This window comes from Enterobacter cloacae complex sp. 397G4 (assembly GCF_050031515.1).
Taxonomy (GTDB): domain Bacteria; phylum Pseudomonadota; class Gammaproteobacteria; order Enterobacterales; family Enterobacteriaceae; genus Enterobacter; species Enterobacter hormaechei_C.
Map to the genome: position 1 here is coordinate 3,009,309 of NZ_JBLGWE010000001.1, position 17,561 is coordinate 3,026,869.

Annotated in this window: 13 protein-coding genes and 2 tRNA genes; 8 read left to right on the forward strand and 7 right to left on the reverse strand. The window is 57.9% G+C overall.

Annotated features, from left to right (window positions below; genetic code table 11):
• The first annotated feature begins 124 nt into the window (after positions 1 to 124).
• Positions 125 to 922, forward strand: a complete 798-nt coding sequence (gene mtfA / locus ACQG1Y_RS14530) for a DgsA anti-repressor MtfA (protein ID WP_003859539.1) — start codon at positions 125 to 127, stop codon at positions 920 to 922.
• 3 nt (positions 923 to 925) lie between these two features.
• On the opposite strand, the gene ACQG1Y_RS14535 is transcribed toward mtfA, so the two are convergent.
• A complete protein-coding gene (locus tag ACQG1Y_RS14535; RefSeq protein ID WP_368740577.1) occupies positions 926 to 2,125 on the reverse strand; it encodes an MFS transporter in 1,200 nt (399 codons plus the stop codon).
• 138 nt (positions 2,126 to 2,263) lie between these two features.
• On the opposite strand from ACQG1Y_RS14535, the gene ACQG1Y_RS14540 reads away from it, so the two are divergent.
• The 6 genes from ACQG1Y_RS14540 (at position 2,264) to ACQG1Y_RS14565 (ending at position 10,469) form a co-directional block, all read left to right on the forward strand.
• Positions 2,264 to 4,006: an IucA/IucC family siderophore biosynthesis protein gene (locus tag ACQG1Y_RS14540; protein WP_368740578.1), complete on the forward strand. Its 1,743-nt coding sequence runs from the start codon at positions 2,264 to 2,266 to the stop codon at positions 4,004 to 4,006.
• Positions 4,006 to 4,953: a GNAT family N-acetyltransferase gene (locus tag ACQG1Y_RS14545; RefSeq protein WP_032669565.1), complete on the forward strand. Its 948-nt coding sequence runs from the start codon at positions 4,006 to 4,008 to the stop codon at positions 4,951 to 4,953. The genes ACQG1Y_RS14540 and ACQG1Y_RS14545 overlap by 1 nt, the downstream gene beginning before the upstream one ends.
• Positions 4,950 to 6,692, forward strand: coding sequence for an IucA/IucC family protein (iucC, locus tag ACQG1Y_RS14550; protein WP_047740841.1), 1,743 nt, complete (start codon positions 4,950 to 4,952; stop codon positions 6,690 to 6,692). Before ACQG1Y_RS14545 ends, iucC begins: the two co-directional genes overlap by 4 nt.
• Complete coding sequence (locus ACQG1Y_RS14555; RefSeq protein ID WP_368740579.1) at positions 6,689 to 8,014, forward strand: lysine N(6)-hydroxylase/L-ornithine N(5)-oxygenase family protein; 1,326 nt, start codon at positions 6,689 to 6,691, stop codon at positions 8,012 to 8,014. The genes iucC and ACQG1Y_RS14555 overlap by 4 nt, the downstream gene beginning before the upstream one ends.
• Positions 8,015 to 8,040: 26 nt before the next feature.
• Entirely contained in the window at positions 8,041 to 10,230 is a 2,190-nt protein-coding gene (locus ACQG1Y_RS14560) for a TonB-dependent siderophore receptor (protein ID WP_032654151.1), read from the forward strand.
• 163 nt (positions 10,231 to 10,393) lie between these two features.
• Positions 10,394 to 10,469 (forward strand) — tRNA-Asn (locus ACQG1Y_RS14565).
• Positions 10,470 to 10,514: 45 nt separating this feature from the next.
• Here the strand turns inward: ACQG1Y_RS14565 and ACQG1Y_RS14570 are convergent.
• The 4 genes from ACQG1Y_RS14570 to nac form a co-directional block, all read right to left on the reverse strand.
• Entirely contained in the window at positions 10,515 to 10,817 is a 303-nt protein-coding gene (locus ACQG1Y_RS14570; RefSeq protein WP_017383313.1) for a helix-turn-helix domain-containing protein, read from the reverse strand.
• Positions 10,818 to 10,821: 4 nt separating this feature from the next.
• Complete coding sequence (locus ACQG1Y_RS14575) at positions 10,822 to 11,175, reverse strand: type II toxin-antitoxin system RelE/ParE family toxin (RefSeq protein WP_047733850.1); 354 nt, start codon at positions 11,173 to 11,175, stop codon at positions 10,822 to 10,824.
• Between the two features lie 190 nt (positions 11,176 to 11,365).
• The gene (gene cbl, locus ACQG1Y_RS14580) at positions 11,366 to 12,316 is read right to left on the reverse strand and encodes an HTH-type transcriptional regulator Cbl (protein WP_017383311.1); all 951 of its coding nucleotides are present in this window, start codon (positions 12,314 to 12,316) and stop codon (positions 11,366 to 11,368) included.
• Between the two features lie 96 nt (positions 12,317 to 12,412).
• Positions 12,413 to 13,330, reverse strand: coding sequence for a nitrogen assimilation transcriptional regulator NAC (gene nac, locus ACQG1Y_RS14585; RefSeq protein WP_003859531.1), 918 nt, complete (start codon positions 13,328 to 13,330; stop codon positions 12,413 to 12,415).
• Between the two features lie 320 nt (positions 13,331 to 13,650).
• Between nac and ACQG1Y_RS14590 the strand changes: the two genes are divergently transcribed.
• Positions 13,651 to 13,726: transfer RNA gene (locus ACQG1Y_RS14590), tRNA-Asn, on the forward strand.
• A gap of 137 nt (positions 13,727 to 13,863) precedes the next feature.
• Here the strand turns inward: ACQG1Y_RS14590 and ldtA are convergent.
• Both ldtA and ACQG1Y_RS14600 read right to left on the reverse strand, forming a co-directional pair.
• Entirely contained in the window at positions 13,864 to 14,796 is a 933-nt protein-coding gene (gene ldtA / locus ACQG1Y_RS14595; RefSeq protein WP_015572412.1) for a L,D-transpeptidase, read from the reverse strand.
• Between the two features lie 62 nt (positions 14,797 to 14,858).
• Positions 14,859 to 17,552 carry a cation-transporting P-type ATPase gene (locus tag ACQG1Y_RS14600; protein ID WP_414234679.1) on the reverse strand — a complete coding sequence of 898 codons (2,694 nt, stop codon included), beginning with the start codon at positions 17,550 to 17,552 and terminating at the stop codon, positions 14,859 to 14,861.
• Positions 17,553 to 17,561: the final 9 nt, after the last annotated feature.

The following is a 17,561-nucleotide window of genomic DNA, read 5'->3' on the forward strand; positions in this document are numbered from 1 at the left end:
CTTAAACAGGCTGCCAGTCTGCATGCAGCCGAAGAGGAGTGTCATACTGCTTAACAGAGTATGTTGGCATGCTAACAGCCCCTGACCTTTCCATTTTGTTCACGTGCGAGTAACGAGCAAAGCGATGATTAAGTGGCCCTGGAAAACGAACGACGCTGGTCGAAATATGGCGCTGCCCTGGGATGAGGCTCTGGCGATCCCCGTGCTGGCGAATCTCTTGCCTGAAGAGCAATCAAAGCTGATTCAGCTGGCCGAGCGTTTTTTACAGCAAAAACGGCTGGTACCGCTACAGGGCTTCGAACTGGATCCGCTTAAAAATTCCCGCATCGCCCTGCTCTTCTGCTTGCCGGTGCTGGAGCTGGGTATCGAATGGCTGGATGGCTTCCACGAAGTGCTGATCTACCCGGCGCCGTTTATCGTCGATGATGAGTGGGAGGATGACATCGGGCTGGTGCACAACCAGCGTATGGTGCAGTCCGGGCAAAGCTGGCAGCAAGGGCCAATCATCCTCAACTGGCTGGATATTCAGGACTCGTTCGATGCCTCGGGCTTCAACCTGATCATTCACGAAGTGGCGCATAAGCTGGATACCCGCAACGGCGATCGCGCCAGCGGCGTGCCGCTGATCCCGCTGCGTGAAGTCGCGGGATGGGAGCACGACCTGCACGCGGCGATGGAAAACATTCAGGATGAGATAGACCTGGTGGGTGAAAGCGCGGCCAGCATTGATGCCTATGCCGCGACCGATCCCGCCGAGTGCTTTGCAGTGCTGTCCGAGTATTTCTTTAGCGCACCTGAGCTTTTTGCCCCGCGCTTCCCGGCGCTGTGGCAGCGTTTTTGCCAGTTTTATCAGCAGGATCCGCTCCAGCGTCTGCGGCAAAGTGAGGACGCAGCCAGCACATCCTCTCATCCGTTCCACTAATGTTTAAGGGGTACGATCGGTCGATCGTACCCACAGGCTCACCGCGAGAAACAGCAGCGCCATTCCCCATGCGGCAGTAATCAAAAACTGCTCACCGTAAAAGCGCGTCACCACAGGTACCAGCAGCGCGCTGGCCCCGTACCCCAGCGTATGGCTGGTGGCGATCACCCCTGCGCCTTTGCCCGTCGTCAGCCGATCGTTGAGCAAAAGCTGGTATCCCGGCGTTGCCATGGCGGCCCCCAGCGAAGTGATGACAATTCCCACGTAGAACAGGGCTAAACTGGCGAGACACATCAGCCCAAGACCCGCCACCATCAAGACCGCGGCAATTAAGAGTAAAACTCTCGGGGTAAAATGCTGCGGGCGTACCACCAGAAACTGCGCCGCCAGGGTCGCCAGCGCGGCCAGGCTCAGCAGCAGCGCGACATGATGGCTGATTTGCACGGCATCGCCATTAAATAACGGGTGAAGATGCGGCGATAAACCAAGCTGCATCAGGCTGACCAGCGCCGCCAGCAGCAGTGCCAGCACCAGGAAAGGCAGCATGGAGGCCTGTAACCGCGTCGACTGGTGCGCCACCGGCGGCAGCGGGGGATCGGCGGCTTCGCGCAGCACCAGCAGCAGCGCGATAAACGGCGCCACCGCCATCAGCCAGAGCGGTGCGACCGGGCTGACGCTGAGCATCAGCGCGGCCAGGGGCGGTCCCAGCAGACGCCCGCAGCTAAGGCCAGAGCTTATCGTCGCCAGCGCCGCCATCCTTTTATCCAGCCCCGCGCGTTGAATGGCCCACGTCTGGGCCGCAGGCACCAGCCCTGATACCGTCAGGCCGTACAGCATGCGCGACAGCACCAGGCCTGCCATTCCCCAGAGAGCATTCAGCGCGCCGTTCGCCATCGCCCAGACCACCAGCGCCATCACGACAAAGCTCGCCAGATAGCCTCCCAGCGAGGCCAGCATAACGATCTTACAGCCGTACCGCTCGCTCTGGCGTCCCCACCAGGGCGATGCGGGTAAAAAGAGCATCGAGCCGAACATCAGCAGCCCGGCCCAGACGGAGAGCGACAGTCCGGTCAGGGAGACCAGCTGCGGCAGCATAACCAGCAAACCGTTTTGCCCAATACCTAATAAACCGGCGCCCAGTGCCAGGGGCCAGTTAGCTTTAGGGGTCACAACGTCAGTGAGATTCTCAGTACGGGTGCGCATAAAATTGTGAAGATAATGTCAATAAATGTGTGGAAATTATGAAGTTTATGAAAACAAATATTGCAAAAATAGTTGCCACTGTAAACAGAATGAATATCATAACGAGAATTATTATCAGTAATGGAATGAGGTACAACTATGCGTACTCTGCCCCGCTCCGCCGGTACAGATGTTGCGGCCCAATGTTTTTTGAACGCGCTGCTGCGCGAAACGAAGGACTGGCATTATCTTCCCGCAACCCGTGCGGATGAGTTATCACAGATTCATATCCCGCTCTCCCCAACCCAGGCCATTCGGGTTCCGGTACGCTATTTCTCCCCCACGCAGCATCACCAGTATCGTTTTCCGGCAACGCTGATTCAGGCCGACAGCGACGGCGGTGACACGGTCACATTTCATCAACTGATTGATTTCATTCTTCAAAAAGAGACGATAAAAGGCGAGCTGGATGCCGATACGCTGGCTCGCTTTAAGCAGCGCGTCCTGGAAAGCCATACGCACACCTGGCAGGCCATTGATTTACGCCACAACTGGGCAAACCTGCGCGATAAGCCGCTGACGTTTGCCGAAGCGGAACAGGCGCTGCTGGTCGGCCATGCTTTTCATCCTGCCCCAAAGTCGCACGAGCCGTTCAACGAGGCCGAGGCGCGTCGCTATCTGCCGGATTTCGCCTCCCGCTTCCCGCTGCGCTGGTTTGCGGTTGAGCATGAGCTGATTACCGGCGACAGCCTGAATGTCTCCCTGCGGGAACGTCTGCTGCGCTTTACAGCGCAGAGCGCGCCGGCCCTTCTCGGTCACTTCACCGACACCTGCTGGCTGCTGCCGATGCACCCGTGGCAGGCCGACTATCTGCTGGAGCAGGACTGGTGCCAGCGTCTGGTAGAAAAAGGCGCCCTGCGCGATCTGGGCGAAGCCGGTGCGCAATGGCTGCCCACCAGCTCTTCCCGCTCGCTGTACAGCGAAACCAACAGCGACATGATTAAGTTTTCCCTGAGCGTGCGGCTGACCAACTCCGTGCGCACGCTGTCGGTGAAAGAGGTTAAGCGCGGCATGCGCCTGGCGCGGCTGGCGAAAACGGCACGCTGGCAGGAACTTCAGGCGCGCTACCCGACCATGCGCGTGATGCAGGAGGACGGCTGGGCGGGGCTGTGCGATGAGCACGGCGTCGTTCAGGAAGAGAGCCTGATGGCCCTGCGCGTCAACCTGCTGTTCGATACCCCTGAAACGCAAACCAACGTGCTGGTGAGCCTGACCCAGGCCGCGCCGGACGGCGGCGACAGCCTGCTCGCCGCGGCGGTGCGTCGTCTGAGCCAGCGTCTGGATCTCCCGCTCGCCCAGGCCGCGCGCTGCTGGCTGGACGCCTACTGCGACCGGGTATTGCTTCCGCTGTTCAGCGCCGAGGCGGACTACGGTCTGGTCCTGCTGGCGCACCAGCAAAATATCCTCGTTGAGATGCAGCAGGATTTCCCCGTTGGGCTGATCTACCGCGACTGCCAGGGCAGCGCCTGGACTGAAGGGGCCGACGCGTGGCTGAAAGAGGCAGGTGAAACCGAGGTGGAAAACCGCTTCGGTGAGAGCCAGCTGCTGCGCTACTTCCCTTATTACCTGCTGCTGAACTCTACCCTTGCCGTCACCGCCGCGCTCGCCGCCGCCGGCTTCGACAGCGAAGAGAACCTGATGTCCCGCGTGCGTGACGCGCTGGCCGAACTGCGCACCACGGCGAAGCAGACCCGCTGCCTCGATTACGTGCTCGACAGCCCGACCTGGAACTGCAAAGGCAACTTCTTCTGCTATCTGCACGATCGCAACGAAAACACCATCGTCGATCCGGCGGTGATCTATTTCGACTTTAGCAACCCGTTTTATAAGGAGAAGGCGTGATGGCAAACGCGAATATCGTCCATTCCGGCTACGGCTTTCGCTGCACGGTCACGGAACAAAACCTGCCGCTGACGCTGGGTCTCGACGGCAGCGCGGTGCTGGAGCGGCTGACCGGGCTCCCGGACAGCTGGCTGGTGGACGCCCTCGACCAGCTGTTTGTTGCCGCGCCCGCCCTGACCGGCATTACCCTGCCGTGGGCAGCCTGGCAGGATGAACCTCAGGCGCAGGCGCTGTTTAGCCTCGTTCACGGGGACTATCTGGCGCGTGAAATTTTCTGGCAGCTGCCGCTGTGGCTGAAAGGCGAACGTCCGCAGGCGAGCGGCGGAATGCAGTTTGACGAAAGCCGTCAGCTGTACTTCCCGCTGCGCCCTCACCGTCCGCAGAGCGAGGTGTACCGCCGTTACGATCCGCAGATTAAGCGCACCCTGAGCTTCCGCGTGGCGGACGTGGCGCTGGACGGCGAGCGCTTTACCCGCTGGATGAATAACCCGCGCGTAAATGCCTTCTGGGAGATGGCGGGACCGCAGGCCGAGCAGGAAAACTACCTGCGCCGCCAGCTCGACTCGACCTATTGTTACCCGGTTATCGGCTGCTTCGATGACCAGCCGTTCGGCTATTTTGAACTCTACTGGGCGGCAGAAGATCGCATTGGCCGCCACTACCGCTGGCAGCCGTTTGACCGCGGGCTGCACATGCTGGTGGGTGAAGAAAACTGGCGCGGCGCGCAATACATCCGCAGCTGGCTGCGCGGCCTGAGCCACTATCTGTATCTCGATGAACCGCGCACCACGCGCATTGTCGCCGAGCCGCGCTTCGACAACCAGCGTCTGTTCCGCCATCTGGCGTCCGCCGGTTTCGACACGGTGAAAGAGTTCGACTTCCCGCACAAACGCTCCCGTCTGATCATGAGCGAGCGTCACCGCTTCTTCCACGAGGTGGAACTGTGAACGCACTCTGGCAGAAAGTGAACCGCGAGATGGTGGCGAAGATCCTCGCCGAACTGGAATATGAACGCACCCTGCGCGCCGAGCCGGTTTCGGCGGACAACTGGCGCATCAGTATGGGCAACGCGTGCTGGCAGTTTCGCGCCACGCGTGGGATATGGGGCTGGCTGCATATTGACCCTGATACCCTGACCACCACCAGCGGCGCGGCGGTCGAAGCGGAAAACGCGCTGCTGCAACTGGCCACCGTGCTGGAGATGAGCGACGCGCAAACGGCGGAGCACATGGAAGATCTCTACGCCACGCTGCGGGGTGACATGCAGCTGTTGCAGGCGCGTGAAACGCTGGATGCCGATGCGCTGATCCACCTCGACCCGGACGAACTACAGTGCCTGATGCGCGGTCACCCGAAGTTTATTTTCAACAAGGGACGCCGCGGCTGGGGGCTGGATGCCCTGCGCCTGTACGCGCCGGAATATCGCGGGCGTTTCCGCCTGCACTGGGTCGCCGTGCAGCGCGAGCGTCTGGTCTGGAGCAGCGACGCCGATTGCGATATTAACGCCCTGCTCTCCAGCGCCATGGACGATGCCGAGCGCGAGCGGTTCGACGCCCGCTGGCAGGAGCTGGATCTGGACGACAGCTGGCTGCCGGTGCCGCTGCACCCGTGGCAGTGGCAGCAAAAAATTGCCATTCATTTCCTGGCGCAGCTCGCGCGCGGTGAGATGGTAGAGCTGGGTGAGTTCGGCGATGAGTATCTGGCGCAGCAGTCCCTGCGCACGCTGACCAACGCCAGCCGTCGCGCGCCGTATGACATCAAGCTGCCGCTGACTATCTACAACACCTCCTGCTATCGCGGTATTCCGGGCAAGTATATCGCCGCCGGTCCGCTGGCCTCGCGCTGGCTACAGCAGCAGTTCGCCAGCGATGCCACGCTGATTCACTCCGGGGCGCAGGTGCTTGGCGAACCCGCAGCCGGATATCTGTCGCATCCGGGTTATGCCGCATTGCCTGAGGCGCCGTACCGCTATCAGGAGATGCTGGGGGTGATCTGGCGCGAGAACCCATCCTGCTATTTACAGGATGGCGAACAGGCGGTGCTGATGGCGGCGCTGATGGAAACCGATAACCAGGGGCGCCCGCTGATTGACGCGTGGATCAAACGCTCGGGGTTAACCGCTGACGCATGGCTGGAAAAGCTGTTTGAGGCGACGGTGATCCCCTTCTATCACCTGCTCTGTCGCTACGGGGTGGCGCTCATCGCCCACGGCCAGAACGTCACGCTGGTGATGAAAGATTACGTTCCGCAGCGCATTTTCCTGAAGGATTTTCAGGGCGACATGCGCCTGGTGGATGAAGATTTCCCGCAGGCGAAGAGCCTGCCGGAGCAGGTAAAAGCGGTGACGGCGCGCCTCAGCGCGGATTACATCATCCACGACCTGCAAACCGGCAACTTTGTCACGGTGCTGCGCTTTATATCCCGCCTCACCCTGCAATGCGGCGTGAGCGAAACCCGCTTCTATCAGATCCTGGCGCTGGTGTTACGTCGCTATATGGCCGCCCATCCGGATCTTGCGGCGCGCTTCGCCAAATTCGACCTGTTTAAGCCGCAGATTATTCGCGTGATCCTCAACCCGGTCAAACTGACCTTCTCTGAACACGACGGCGGCAGCCGCATGCTGCCGAACTACGTCTGCGATCTTGATAACCCTCTTTTTCTGGTCTCCCAGGAGTCAGCGCAATGAAAACCTATGATTTCATCGGCATTGGTATCGGTCCGTTCAACCTCAGTATTGCCGCGCTGGCAGAGGGGCTGGACGGTTTTAGCTCGCTGTTTCTTGAACGCAAGCCGCACTTCTCCTGGCACCCGGGGATGATGGTGCCGGACTGCCATATGCAGACCAGCTTCCTGAAGGATCTGGTCAGCGCCGTGGAGCCAACCAACCGCCACAGCTTCCTGAACTATCTGGTACAGCGCAAAAAGTTCTACCGTTTCCTCACCACCGAGCAGCGCACCGTGTCGCGCGAGGAGTTTGCCGACTACCTGTGCTGGGCGGCGGATAACCTCACTAACCTGGCCTTCAGCCAGCAGGTACAGCAGGTCAGCTTTGATGAGCAAAACGGCCTGTTTGAGGTCGTGACCCAGCGGGATCGCTTCCTGGCGCGCCACGTCTGCGTGGGGATTGGGAAGCAGATCAATCTCCCAGACTGCGTCACCGCGCAGGACGACACCTGCTTCCACGCCAGCGAAATGATGCTGCGCACGCCGGATTTAGCGGGCAAGCGCGTCACCGTCGTCGGCGGCGGCCAGAGCGGTGCGGATCTGTTTTTAAATATCTTCCGTGGGGAATGGGGGCAGCCGCTGAGCCTCAACTGGGTGTCGCGCCGCAACAACTACAACGCGCTGGATGAAGCCGCGTTTGCCAATGAGTATTTCACGCCGGAGTACGTGGACAGCTTCTCGACCCTTGGTGACGACGCCCGACGTCAGATGTTGAAGGAGCAGAAGATGACCTCCGACGGGATCACCACGGAGTCGCTGCTGGCCATCTATCGCGCCATGTATCACCGCTTCGAAGTGCTGCGCGAAAAACCCTGGGCGCATCTGATGCCGTCCCGCTCGGTGACGGCGCTGACGCGCCAGGAAACCGGACATCGCCTCAGCATCCAGCATCACCTGGACGGCGGGCGCGAACAGCTGGAGAGCGACGTGGTGATTTTCGCCACCGGCTACCGCGCCGTGCAGCCCGCGTTTCTCGCCCCGCTCTCTTCCCGACTGCGTCTGGATGAGAATGAAGCCTTCTGCATCAACAACGATTTCACCCTTGAATGGGACGGCCCGCAGAGCAACCGCCTGTTTGCCGTCAATGCCGGGATGCACCGTCTCGGTATTGCCGAACCCCAGCTCAGCCTGATGGCCTGGCGCGCGGCGCGAATTTTGAATCGCGCTCACGATGACGAGCCGTTTGAGCTGGCAACCACCCCCGGCGTGATCCACTGGCGGAGCACCACCAGCCCGGAGAGCAGCCAGGTTTTTAAATCATTAATGAAGACCACCGAGTACTGACACACACATTCAGGATCAACATAACAATGAAACGTTCTCATCTTTGGGTTTTAAATCCGTGCTTGCTTGCCATGCTTTCTACCTCTGCGTGGGCGGAAGAACAAAAGGAAGAAGATATTGTGGTCTCCGCCAGCCGGGCACATCGCAGCGTGGCAGAGATGGCGCAAACCACCTGGGTTATTGAGCGGGCGGAAATTGAGCAGCAGGTTCAGGGCGGGAAAGAGATTAAAGACGTGCTGGCCCAGCTGATCCCCGGCATGGACGTCAGCAGCCAGGGACGTACCAACTACGGCATGAACCTGCGCGGTCGCTCCATGATGGTGATGGTGGACGGCGTACGTCTGAACTCTTCCCGCAGCGACAGCCGCCAGCTCGACTCTATCGATCCGTTCAACATTGACCGCATCGAAGTGATCTCCGGCGCCACCTCGCTGTACGGCGGCGGCAGTACCGGCGGTCTGGTGAACATCGTCACCAAAAAAGGCCAGCCGGAGACCGAGGTGGAGTTCCAGACCGGGGCAAAAAGCGGGTTTAACAGCCATAACGACCATGATGAGAACGTCTCCGCAGCCGTGAGCGGCGGCAATGACAACGCCTCTGGCCGTCTGTCGGTCTCCTATCAGCGCTACGGCGGCTGGTATGACGGCAACGGCGACGAGGTGATTATCGATAACACCCAGACCGGCTTGCAGTATTCCGACCGTATCGACGTGATGGGGACAGGCACCATCAACATCGACGATCATCAGCAGCTCCAGTTAACCACGCAGTACTACAAGAGCGAATCCGACGGCAAGCACGGCCTGTTCCTTGGGGAGAATTTTGCTGCGGTCACGGGCGATGCCAAAGCCTATAATAAAGATAACCTGAACTCTGACCGTATCCCGGGCACAGAGCGTCACCTGATCAACCTGCAATACTCGAACACCGATTTCTGGGGTCAGGATCTGGTTGCGCAGATTTACTACCGTGACGAGAGCCTGACCTACTACCCGTTCCCGACGCTGAGCAAAGGCGCGGTGACCAGCATTGGCGCGTCCCAGCAGAAAACCGATTTTTACGGCGGCAAGCTAACGCTAAACAGCAAGCCGATGGACGACCTGACCCTCACCTGGGGTGTGGATGCCGACCACGAAACGTTCGATGCCAACCAGCAGTTCTTTGACTTGAGCAAAGCGGCGGCGAGCGGCGGCATGGAGCTGGACAATGCCTACAACGTGGGCCGTTATCCGGGTTACAGCATTACCAACCTCGCGCCGTTCCTGCAAGCCAGCTATGACATTGACGCCATCACCCTGAGCGGCGGCGTGCGTTACCAGTACACCGAAAACAAGGTGGACGATTTTGTCGGCTACGCCCAGCAGCAGGCAATCGCCACGGGCAAAGCGACCTCCGCTGACGCGGTACCGGGCGGGAAAACCGACTACAACAACTTCCTGTTTAACGCCGGGATCCTTGGACGTCTTACCGAACAGCAGCAGCTGTGGTTTAACTTCTCCCAGGGCTTCGAGATCCCGGACCTGGCGAAGTACTACGGTTCCGGCACCTATCAGCTGGTCGATGGTCACTATCGCCTGCAAAACAGCGTCAACGTGAACGACTCAACGCTGGACGGTATTAAGGTCAATGCTTACGAGCTGGGCTGGCGCTTCACCGGCGATAACCTGCGTACCCAGGTGGCGGCCTACTACTCGCTCTCGGATAAAACCATCACCATCAACAAGAGCGACATGACCATCAACCTGGAGGACGATAAACGTCGTATCTATGGGGTTGAAGGCCAGGTGGACTATTTCTTCACCGACAGCGACTGGAGCACCGGGGCGAACTTTAACGCCATCAAGTCCGAAACGCGTGAAAACGGGAAATGGGAGAAGCTGACGGTCGATAGCGCCAGCCCGTCTAAAGCCAGCGCATGGGTTAACTGGGCGCCGGGCGACTGGGCCCTGCGCGTGCAGAGCACACAAACCTTCGACGTGTCTGACGCCGACGGTAAGAAGATTGATGGCTATAACACCGTTGATTTCCTGGGCAGCTACGCCCTGCCGGTGGGCAAAGTCAGCTTCAGCGTGGAGAACCTGCTGGACAAAGACTACACCACCGCCTGGGGCCAGCGCGCACCGGGGCTGTATAGCCCAACCTATGGCTCACCGGGTCTTTATACTTATAAAGGCCGTGGACGTACGTTTGGTCTGAACTACTCCGTTCTGTTCTGATCCTGCGCGCCGCCTGCGGGCGGCGCATTTTGCTGTGCAATTTGAAAGCAAATTTGCTATTAAATCATCGGTTTGCTGAAATTCTCGGCAAACGAACAAAAACGATGTTTTCCCCTTTGACAAGGCGCACGCAGGTCGATAATATGCGCCTCGTTCACACGATTCCTCTGTAGTTCAGTCGGTAGAACGGCGGACTGTTAATCCGTATGTCACTGGTTCGAGTCCAGTCAGAGGAGCCAAATTTGAAAAGCCTGCTTTTAGAGCAGGCTTTTTGCTTTTGTGGGTTACAACACAAACTCGTAATGAGAACCATCGGGTAGTTCTACATCCAGCCGTAGCTTCCCTCCGGCGGCCTCAACGTAGCGTTTCAAAGAAGAAAGCTTAATATCGCGTCCTGCCTTTTCCATGACGGCGACAGTAGGTTGTTTAATACCCAACGCCCTGGCCATATCTACCTGCGTTTTTTGCACTTTTTCACGTAACTCGGCCAGATGGATATTGAGCAAAATATCCGTTGCCATTGCCTGTGCGCTGGCAACAACCTCAGGTTTTTCATCTGCAATAAGCTGCTCCAGGGTTCTGCCCATCGCGTTAATTCCTCTCTTTTAATGTGTTCAGCCAGCGAGTGTATTCCCGATCCGCAACGAGGAGCATCTCATCGTAAAATCGCCTTTCATTACCGACCTTATTGCCCGCACACAGTACAATACCCGTACGGTTCGAATCGAAAGCGAAAAATGCCCTCAGCGGATCACCCTTACTCTGGATACGCAACTCTTTCATGTTGCTGTGGCGGGAGCCTTTCAGCGTATCGGCATACGGTCTGGACAGACCCGGTCCCCTCTCCCGCAAAACAAGTAGCGCGGCCAGTACGCTGGCTCTCTCGCTATCGTTTAATGAGGTGAACCAGTCGTCAAACCTGTCCGTAGTTTTAATCGCCCACACGGGACCTCCTTGTACAACATAGATCAAAAACTATATAGATGCAAAACTATAGTGCCGATTATGCAGACAGATTGGCTGGTATGCAGGTTAAGGATGCAAAATATGGAAGCCGTCTTCAGAAATAAAGGAGAAACAGGGTGAAGGGGGAATACAAGCCCGGAAAGCGCAGCGCACCCGGGCAAACGCGTAGTTAAATCTGATAATCGATCGCCACCTCTTCCGGCTCCATCACCTGGCGTTTGATCTCATCCACGGAAAGCCCCGCGTTGCATAGCTCAATAAAACGCCACACGTAGTTACGCTGAAGCTGCCCGCGCTTTAGCCCCAGCCAGACGGTATTCGCATCGAACAGGTGACGCGTATCCAGACGCACCAGATTTCCGGCTTCATATTCGCCGCCAGACTGCTCGGCCACCAGGCCAATCCCCAGTCCTAACTCGACGTAGGTTTTGATCACGTCGGAATCCTGCGCGCTCAGCACCACGTCCGGCGTGAGCCCTTTACGCTTGAACGCTTCATCTATGCGCGAACGCCCGGTAATGCCCTGCCGGTAGGTGATAAGCGGCCATTTGACGATCTCTTCCAGCGTCAACGGTGAAACCTGGTTCAGCGGGTGTTCGGCGGGTAATAGCAGGCTGTGGTGCCAGCGGAACCACGGGAACGCCACCAGCAGCGGGTCATTGCTCAGCCGTTCACTGGCGATACCGATATCGGCCCCACCGTTATGCAGCAGCACTTCAATTTCCTGCGGCGTGCCCTGGATCAGTTCGAGACGTACGTCCGGGAAGATCTCACGAAATGCTTTGATAACCGTCGGAAGACTGTAGCGCGCCTGTGTATGGGTGGTGGCGATAGTCAGCACACCCGAAGCGTCGTTGGTAAAGAGATCCGCCAGCCGACGAACGTTGCTGGCCTCGTTGAGAATGCGCTCAGCGATGGTCAGCAATGCCTTGCCTGGCTCGGTCATACCCAGCAGGCGCTTGCCGCGACGGATAAAAATCTCAATGCCTAACTCCTCCTCCAGCTCGCGGATATGTCGGCTGACACCCGACTGAGAGGTGTAAAGCATATTGGCGACTTCGGTCAGGTTGTAATCCCGCCTGGCCGCCTCACGAATAATTTTAAGTTGCTGGAAATTCACAATTCACTCCGGCGCATCTGACATAAGGCTATTGTTAGAGTCAGGCGGGCTGGAGAACAAATAATAAAAACCAGCATCTTATGCTTATTTGGAATATCAGCTGACGAGTTGCAGCTCGCGATTTTCCAGCGACGGCTTACTGACCAGAGACATCAGGATCTCTTTCACCGCCTGCGCCTGCGGCGACAGGGAGCCGCGCGCGGACATATTCAACGACAGCGGTAAGCTCATGGATGGCGTGGTGATGCGGGCCATCCAGCCGTTCGCCGCGCTGCACAGTGAACGTGCGGCAGACTCGGGCAGAACCGTTACACCCATGCCGCTGGCAATGGCGGCAGTCAGCGTGGAGATGGAATCAATCTCGCCGATGATCTTCGCCGTCAGACGGCGCAGCGAGAACGCTTCGTCAACGCGCACGCGCACGGCACTGTAGTCGCGCGGCAGGAACAGGTTCATCTCTGCCACAGCGGTTAAATCAATGCTCTGACCGGGACAATCACGGGTACCGACCAGGTAAAGATCTTCCTTCAGCAGCGGCTGGCTGGTGATCCCGGCAACCGGGGAGCGATCGTACAGCACCGCCATATCCAGCTGACCGTTGAGCAGTTTGTCATTGAGCACGGAACCACTGTTCTCATGCAGATAAACCAGCACTTCCGGTAGCTCCGCGCGCACCGCCTGAAGCAGCGGCATGGTGACAGACGATGCGGCCGTTCCCGGCGCCAGGCCAATGGAGACATGGCCGCTCAGGGTCTGACCCACATTGTGCACGGCCAGCTGCGCCTGTTCACACTGACGCAGGATCGTGCGGGCATGGGTATATAAAATTTTTCCCGCTTCGGTAGGCGTTACGCCGCGCTTGGTGCGGATCAACAGTTGCTGGTCCATTTCGCCTTCCAGAGTCGCGACCTGCTGGCTCAGCGCAGGCTGCGCGATATGCAGCACTTCAGCCGCCTGGGTCAGGCTGCCGATATCGACGATTTTTACGAAGTATTTCAGTCGTCTTAAGTTCATGTTGCCCCCTGTTCGAAAATAGCGTGCCGGTAACGGCTGTGTTGTTAAACAGGTTTTGCAATATGGATGCCAGTTTTTTGCAGCGGGTGTGTGTCTCCGCTAAGCGGCTGAAAATAAGGAAAGCCAATCACTGGTGCCTGTTTTGAGACGGGGACAACGGTTTCCGATCTGCCCCATTCGGGGTATATCTGCACAATTATGGTGCATTCCGTTGGCAAAAACGTCACTTTGCTGGTTTTGTCAGCAAACAGTTCAAAGTCGGCGATCCATCCTTTGACAAGGCGTACGCAGGTCGATAATATGCGCCCCGTTCACACGATTCCTCTGTAGTTCAGTCGGTAGAACGGCGGACTGTTAATCCGTATGTCACTGGTTCGAGTCCAGTCAGAGGAGCCAAATTTGAAAAGCCTGCTTTTAAAGCAGGCTTTTTGCTTTTCTGCGTTCGGTCAGTTTGTCGGGTGGCGGCTTCGCCTTACCCGACCTACATTCTGCCTTCGGTAAAATTGTCGGGTGGCGGCTTCGCCTTACCCGACCTACGGTCCTGTAGGCCCGGTAAGCGCAGCGCCACCGGGCATAGCAAGCTTCACCGGCATCCCCGACCGCCGTTCCAGCTCAGCCCCCGCCCCTTCACTTATTAGCTGCGTCCTTTGTGCGGCTGAAATGGGCAGCGGCACCTTATTTGTCGATTCAAATTCCGCGCGATTGCGTGACAGCGGCTCGTGAACCTCTACCCAACGGCTACCGTCCGGCTCGGTGGTCACCTTTAAGGGCTGATCGATAAGCTGTACCCTCGTCCCCACCGAAACGTTATCGAACAGGTATTTGATATCGTTATTACGCAGGCGAATGCAGCCCTGGCTGACGCGCAGACCAATGCCGAAATTTGAGTTGGTACCGTGGATCGCGTACAGCCTGCCGATATAGAGGGCATACAGCCCCATCGGGTTATCCGGCCCGGCGGGAACGAACGCGGGCAACGTTTTCCCCTCTTTCGCGTAAGCGCGTCGCGTATTTGGCGTGGGTGACCAGGTTGGGCCTTCCTGTTTGCGCTCAACGGCGGTTACCCAGTTACGCGGCGTTTCGCGCCCGGCCTGACCGATGCCAATAGGCAGCACCTCAACCGTGTTGCTGCCGGGTGGATAATAGTAAAGTCGCATTTCCGCGACGTTCACCACAATCCCCTCGCGCACGGTTGGCGGCAGAATAAGCTGCTGCGGCACCACCAGCTGTGTTCCGGCTCGCGGTAAAAACGGATCCACGCCAGGATTGGCTTCCAGCATATTGCTCAACCCCTGTCCGTGCTGCGCTGCAAACGCTTCGAGCGGCAGGGTATTGCCCTCAGGCACGGTGATGGTGATTGGCGCCCCCACCAGACGGCTGCCCTCGGGAGGGAGGGGGTAGGTTACAGCAGATGCAGCGGGAACCAGAATACCAAGCGTAAAAACGAACGAGGCAAATCGAATCATAGTGTTCTGTACTCAGTCAAAGAGAAAGCCTGCCAGTGGGCAGGCTTAGCCTACTCATTCAGTCATCTTTTCGTCGTGCGCCATCTCCGGGTAAGGACTTTTTCTGCTTCAACAATCATGAACATCGCAAACCCAATCAGGAAGGTAATGATCCAGTAGCGGAACGGTAGCGCTTCGGTACCGAACAGCATTTGCATGAACGGCGCATAGATGATCAGAAGCTGAAGGGCCAGAAGTACGCCGCTCACGATCCATATCCCCTTGTTAGCCAGCAGACCTTTACTCAGGGAGAAGCCGTCGGTGACGCGGCAGTTGAGCATGTAAAACCACTGGGCGGTGACCAGCGTTTGCAGCAACACGGTGCGAATGAACTCCGGTGAGTAGCCGCGTGGTTGCAGCCAGGCCTCCAGCACAAAGGCGCTGATGGCAATCATCAGGCCGACAAACACTACTCGCCAGATGGCATAACCGTCCATCACATGCAGGTTAGACTTACGCGGCGGCCGGTTCATGATGTCCTTCTCACCCGCTTCAAACGCCAGGCCAAACGACAGCGTTGCAGAGGTTGCCATGTTCATCCACAGGATCAGTACCGGCGTTAGTGGGATCAGGTTCCCCGCCAGCAGGGCAATAATGATCAGTAAGGCCTGGGCGATGTTGCTCGGGATAACGAACAAAATGGTCTTTTTCAGGTTGTCGTAGACCCGACGCCCTTCATGGACCGCCCGGGCAATGGTGGCAAAGTTATCATCCGTTAACACCATATCGGCGGCTTCTTTGGTGACTTCAGTACCTTTGATCCCCATCGCGATGCCGACATCCGCCCGCTTCAGCGCCGGCGCATCGTTCACCCCGTCCCCGGTCATTCCGACCACTTCCTGCTTACTTTGCAGCGCCTGCACCAGGCGGAATTTATCTTCCGGGCTGGTGCGGGCAAAGATATCGTATTTTTGCGCCGCCTCGCTCAGCTGGTGGTCGTCCATCGCCTCCAGCTCGCGCCCGGTGATGGCGCTCGCCGCGTTGCCAATACCCAGCATCTGTCCAATGCTCATCGCCGTTTGTGGATGATCCCCGGTAATCATTTTCACGCGAATGCCCGCCTGCAAGCAGTCGGCAATGGCCGAAATGGCTTCCGGGCGCGGGGGATCCATCATGCCCGCAATGCCGAGCAGTATGACCCCTTCTTGCAGATCCGCATGCGTCAGCTCGCGCTGCCCGCTGGCGGCCGGTTTCCAGGCCGCAGCCACCATGCGCAATCCCTCGCGCGCATACTCTTCAATCTTCTCTTCCCAGTAGTGCAGGTTGAACGGCTCCAGCCCGTTTTGGGTCTGCTGGTGCTGGCAAAGACGGAAAAGGACGTCCGGCGCACCGGTGATTAACATCACCTCTTCGTCGCCCAGGCGATAGAGGGTGGACATGTATTTATATTGCGAATCAAATGGGATTTTACTGCGCAATTCGGCGTCAATTGCCGGAAGCGGAATTTTGGCCGCCAGCACCTTCAGCGCGCCTTCGGTAGGCCCGCCGGTGATTTTCCACAGCCCCTGCTCATCTTTGATCAGTTGGCTGTCATTACAGAGATCGACTGTGCGCAGATAGCGCTCCAGCACAGATCCCGGGGTCACGGTGACCGGTGTCGGATCGTCAACGGGGTGAATAGTACCCACCGGCTCGTAGCTGTCTCCCTCCACGCGGTAGGTGGTGTCCGCGGTAATCACCGCTTTTACCGTCATCTCATTCATGGTCAGGGTGCCGGTTTTGTCCGAGCAGATAACCGTCATCGCCCCCAGCGTTTCCACGGTAGGCAGCTTGCGAATAATCGCCTTGCGACGCGCCATCGCCTGCACGCCCAGCGAGAGGATGATCGAGATAATGGCCGGTAATCCTTCCGGCACCGCCGCTACCGCAAGGCTAATCAACGACAGCACCAGCTCTGATACGGGCATATCACGGAAGATAAGACTGAAAACGAACAGCGCCAGCATCATTACCAGAATGGTGATAAAAATGGTCTTGCCGAGCTTGTCCATTTGCACCATCAACGGGGTACGGTGTTTTTCAATGTCTGACATCATCTGGTTGATATGGCCGAGTTCGGTCTCCCCACCGGTCGCCACCACCAGCCCTTTTCCCGCGCCGGAGCTGACGGTGGTGCCAGAATAAAGCAGGTTGTAACGGTCGCCTAACGGCAACTCCCCGTGGAGCGCATCGCTGCTTTTCTCCACTACCGTGGATTCGCCGGTGAGAATAGCTTCTTCCACCCGCAGATTGTGCGCCTCTGTCACGCGAAGATCGGCAGGAATGCGATCCCCGGCGCGTATCACGACGATATCTCCGGGCACCAGCGCTGTCGTCGGGATAGTTTCATGGTTGCCCTGCCGGATGACCACAGCCTCGCTGGAGAGCATATTGCGAATACTTTGCAGCGATTTCTCCGCATTGCTCTCCTGAATATGGCCAATCAGGGCGTTAATAATGGCTACCCCAAGAATGACAAACATATCCACCCAGTGTCCCATTATCAGCTTCAGCAGCGCCGCCGCCAGAAGGACGTAAATAAGGACATCGTTGAAATGGGCCAGAAAGCGCAGCCAGCCAGGTTTACCCGTTTTTTGCGGTAAGGCATTTTCACCGTATTTTTCCAGCCTGGTGGTGGCTTCTGTACTGCTAAGTCCGTCGAGGCTGGATTGGATATTTGTCAGGGTTTCATCAACGGTTTGTTGATAATACGGACGGTGAGGCTTTTCTGTTATCATCGTTCCTTC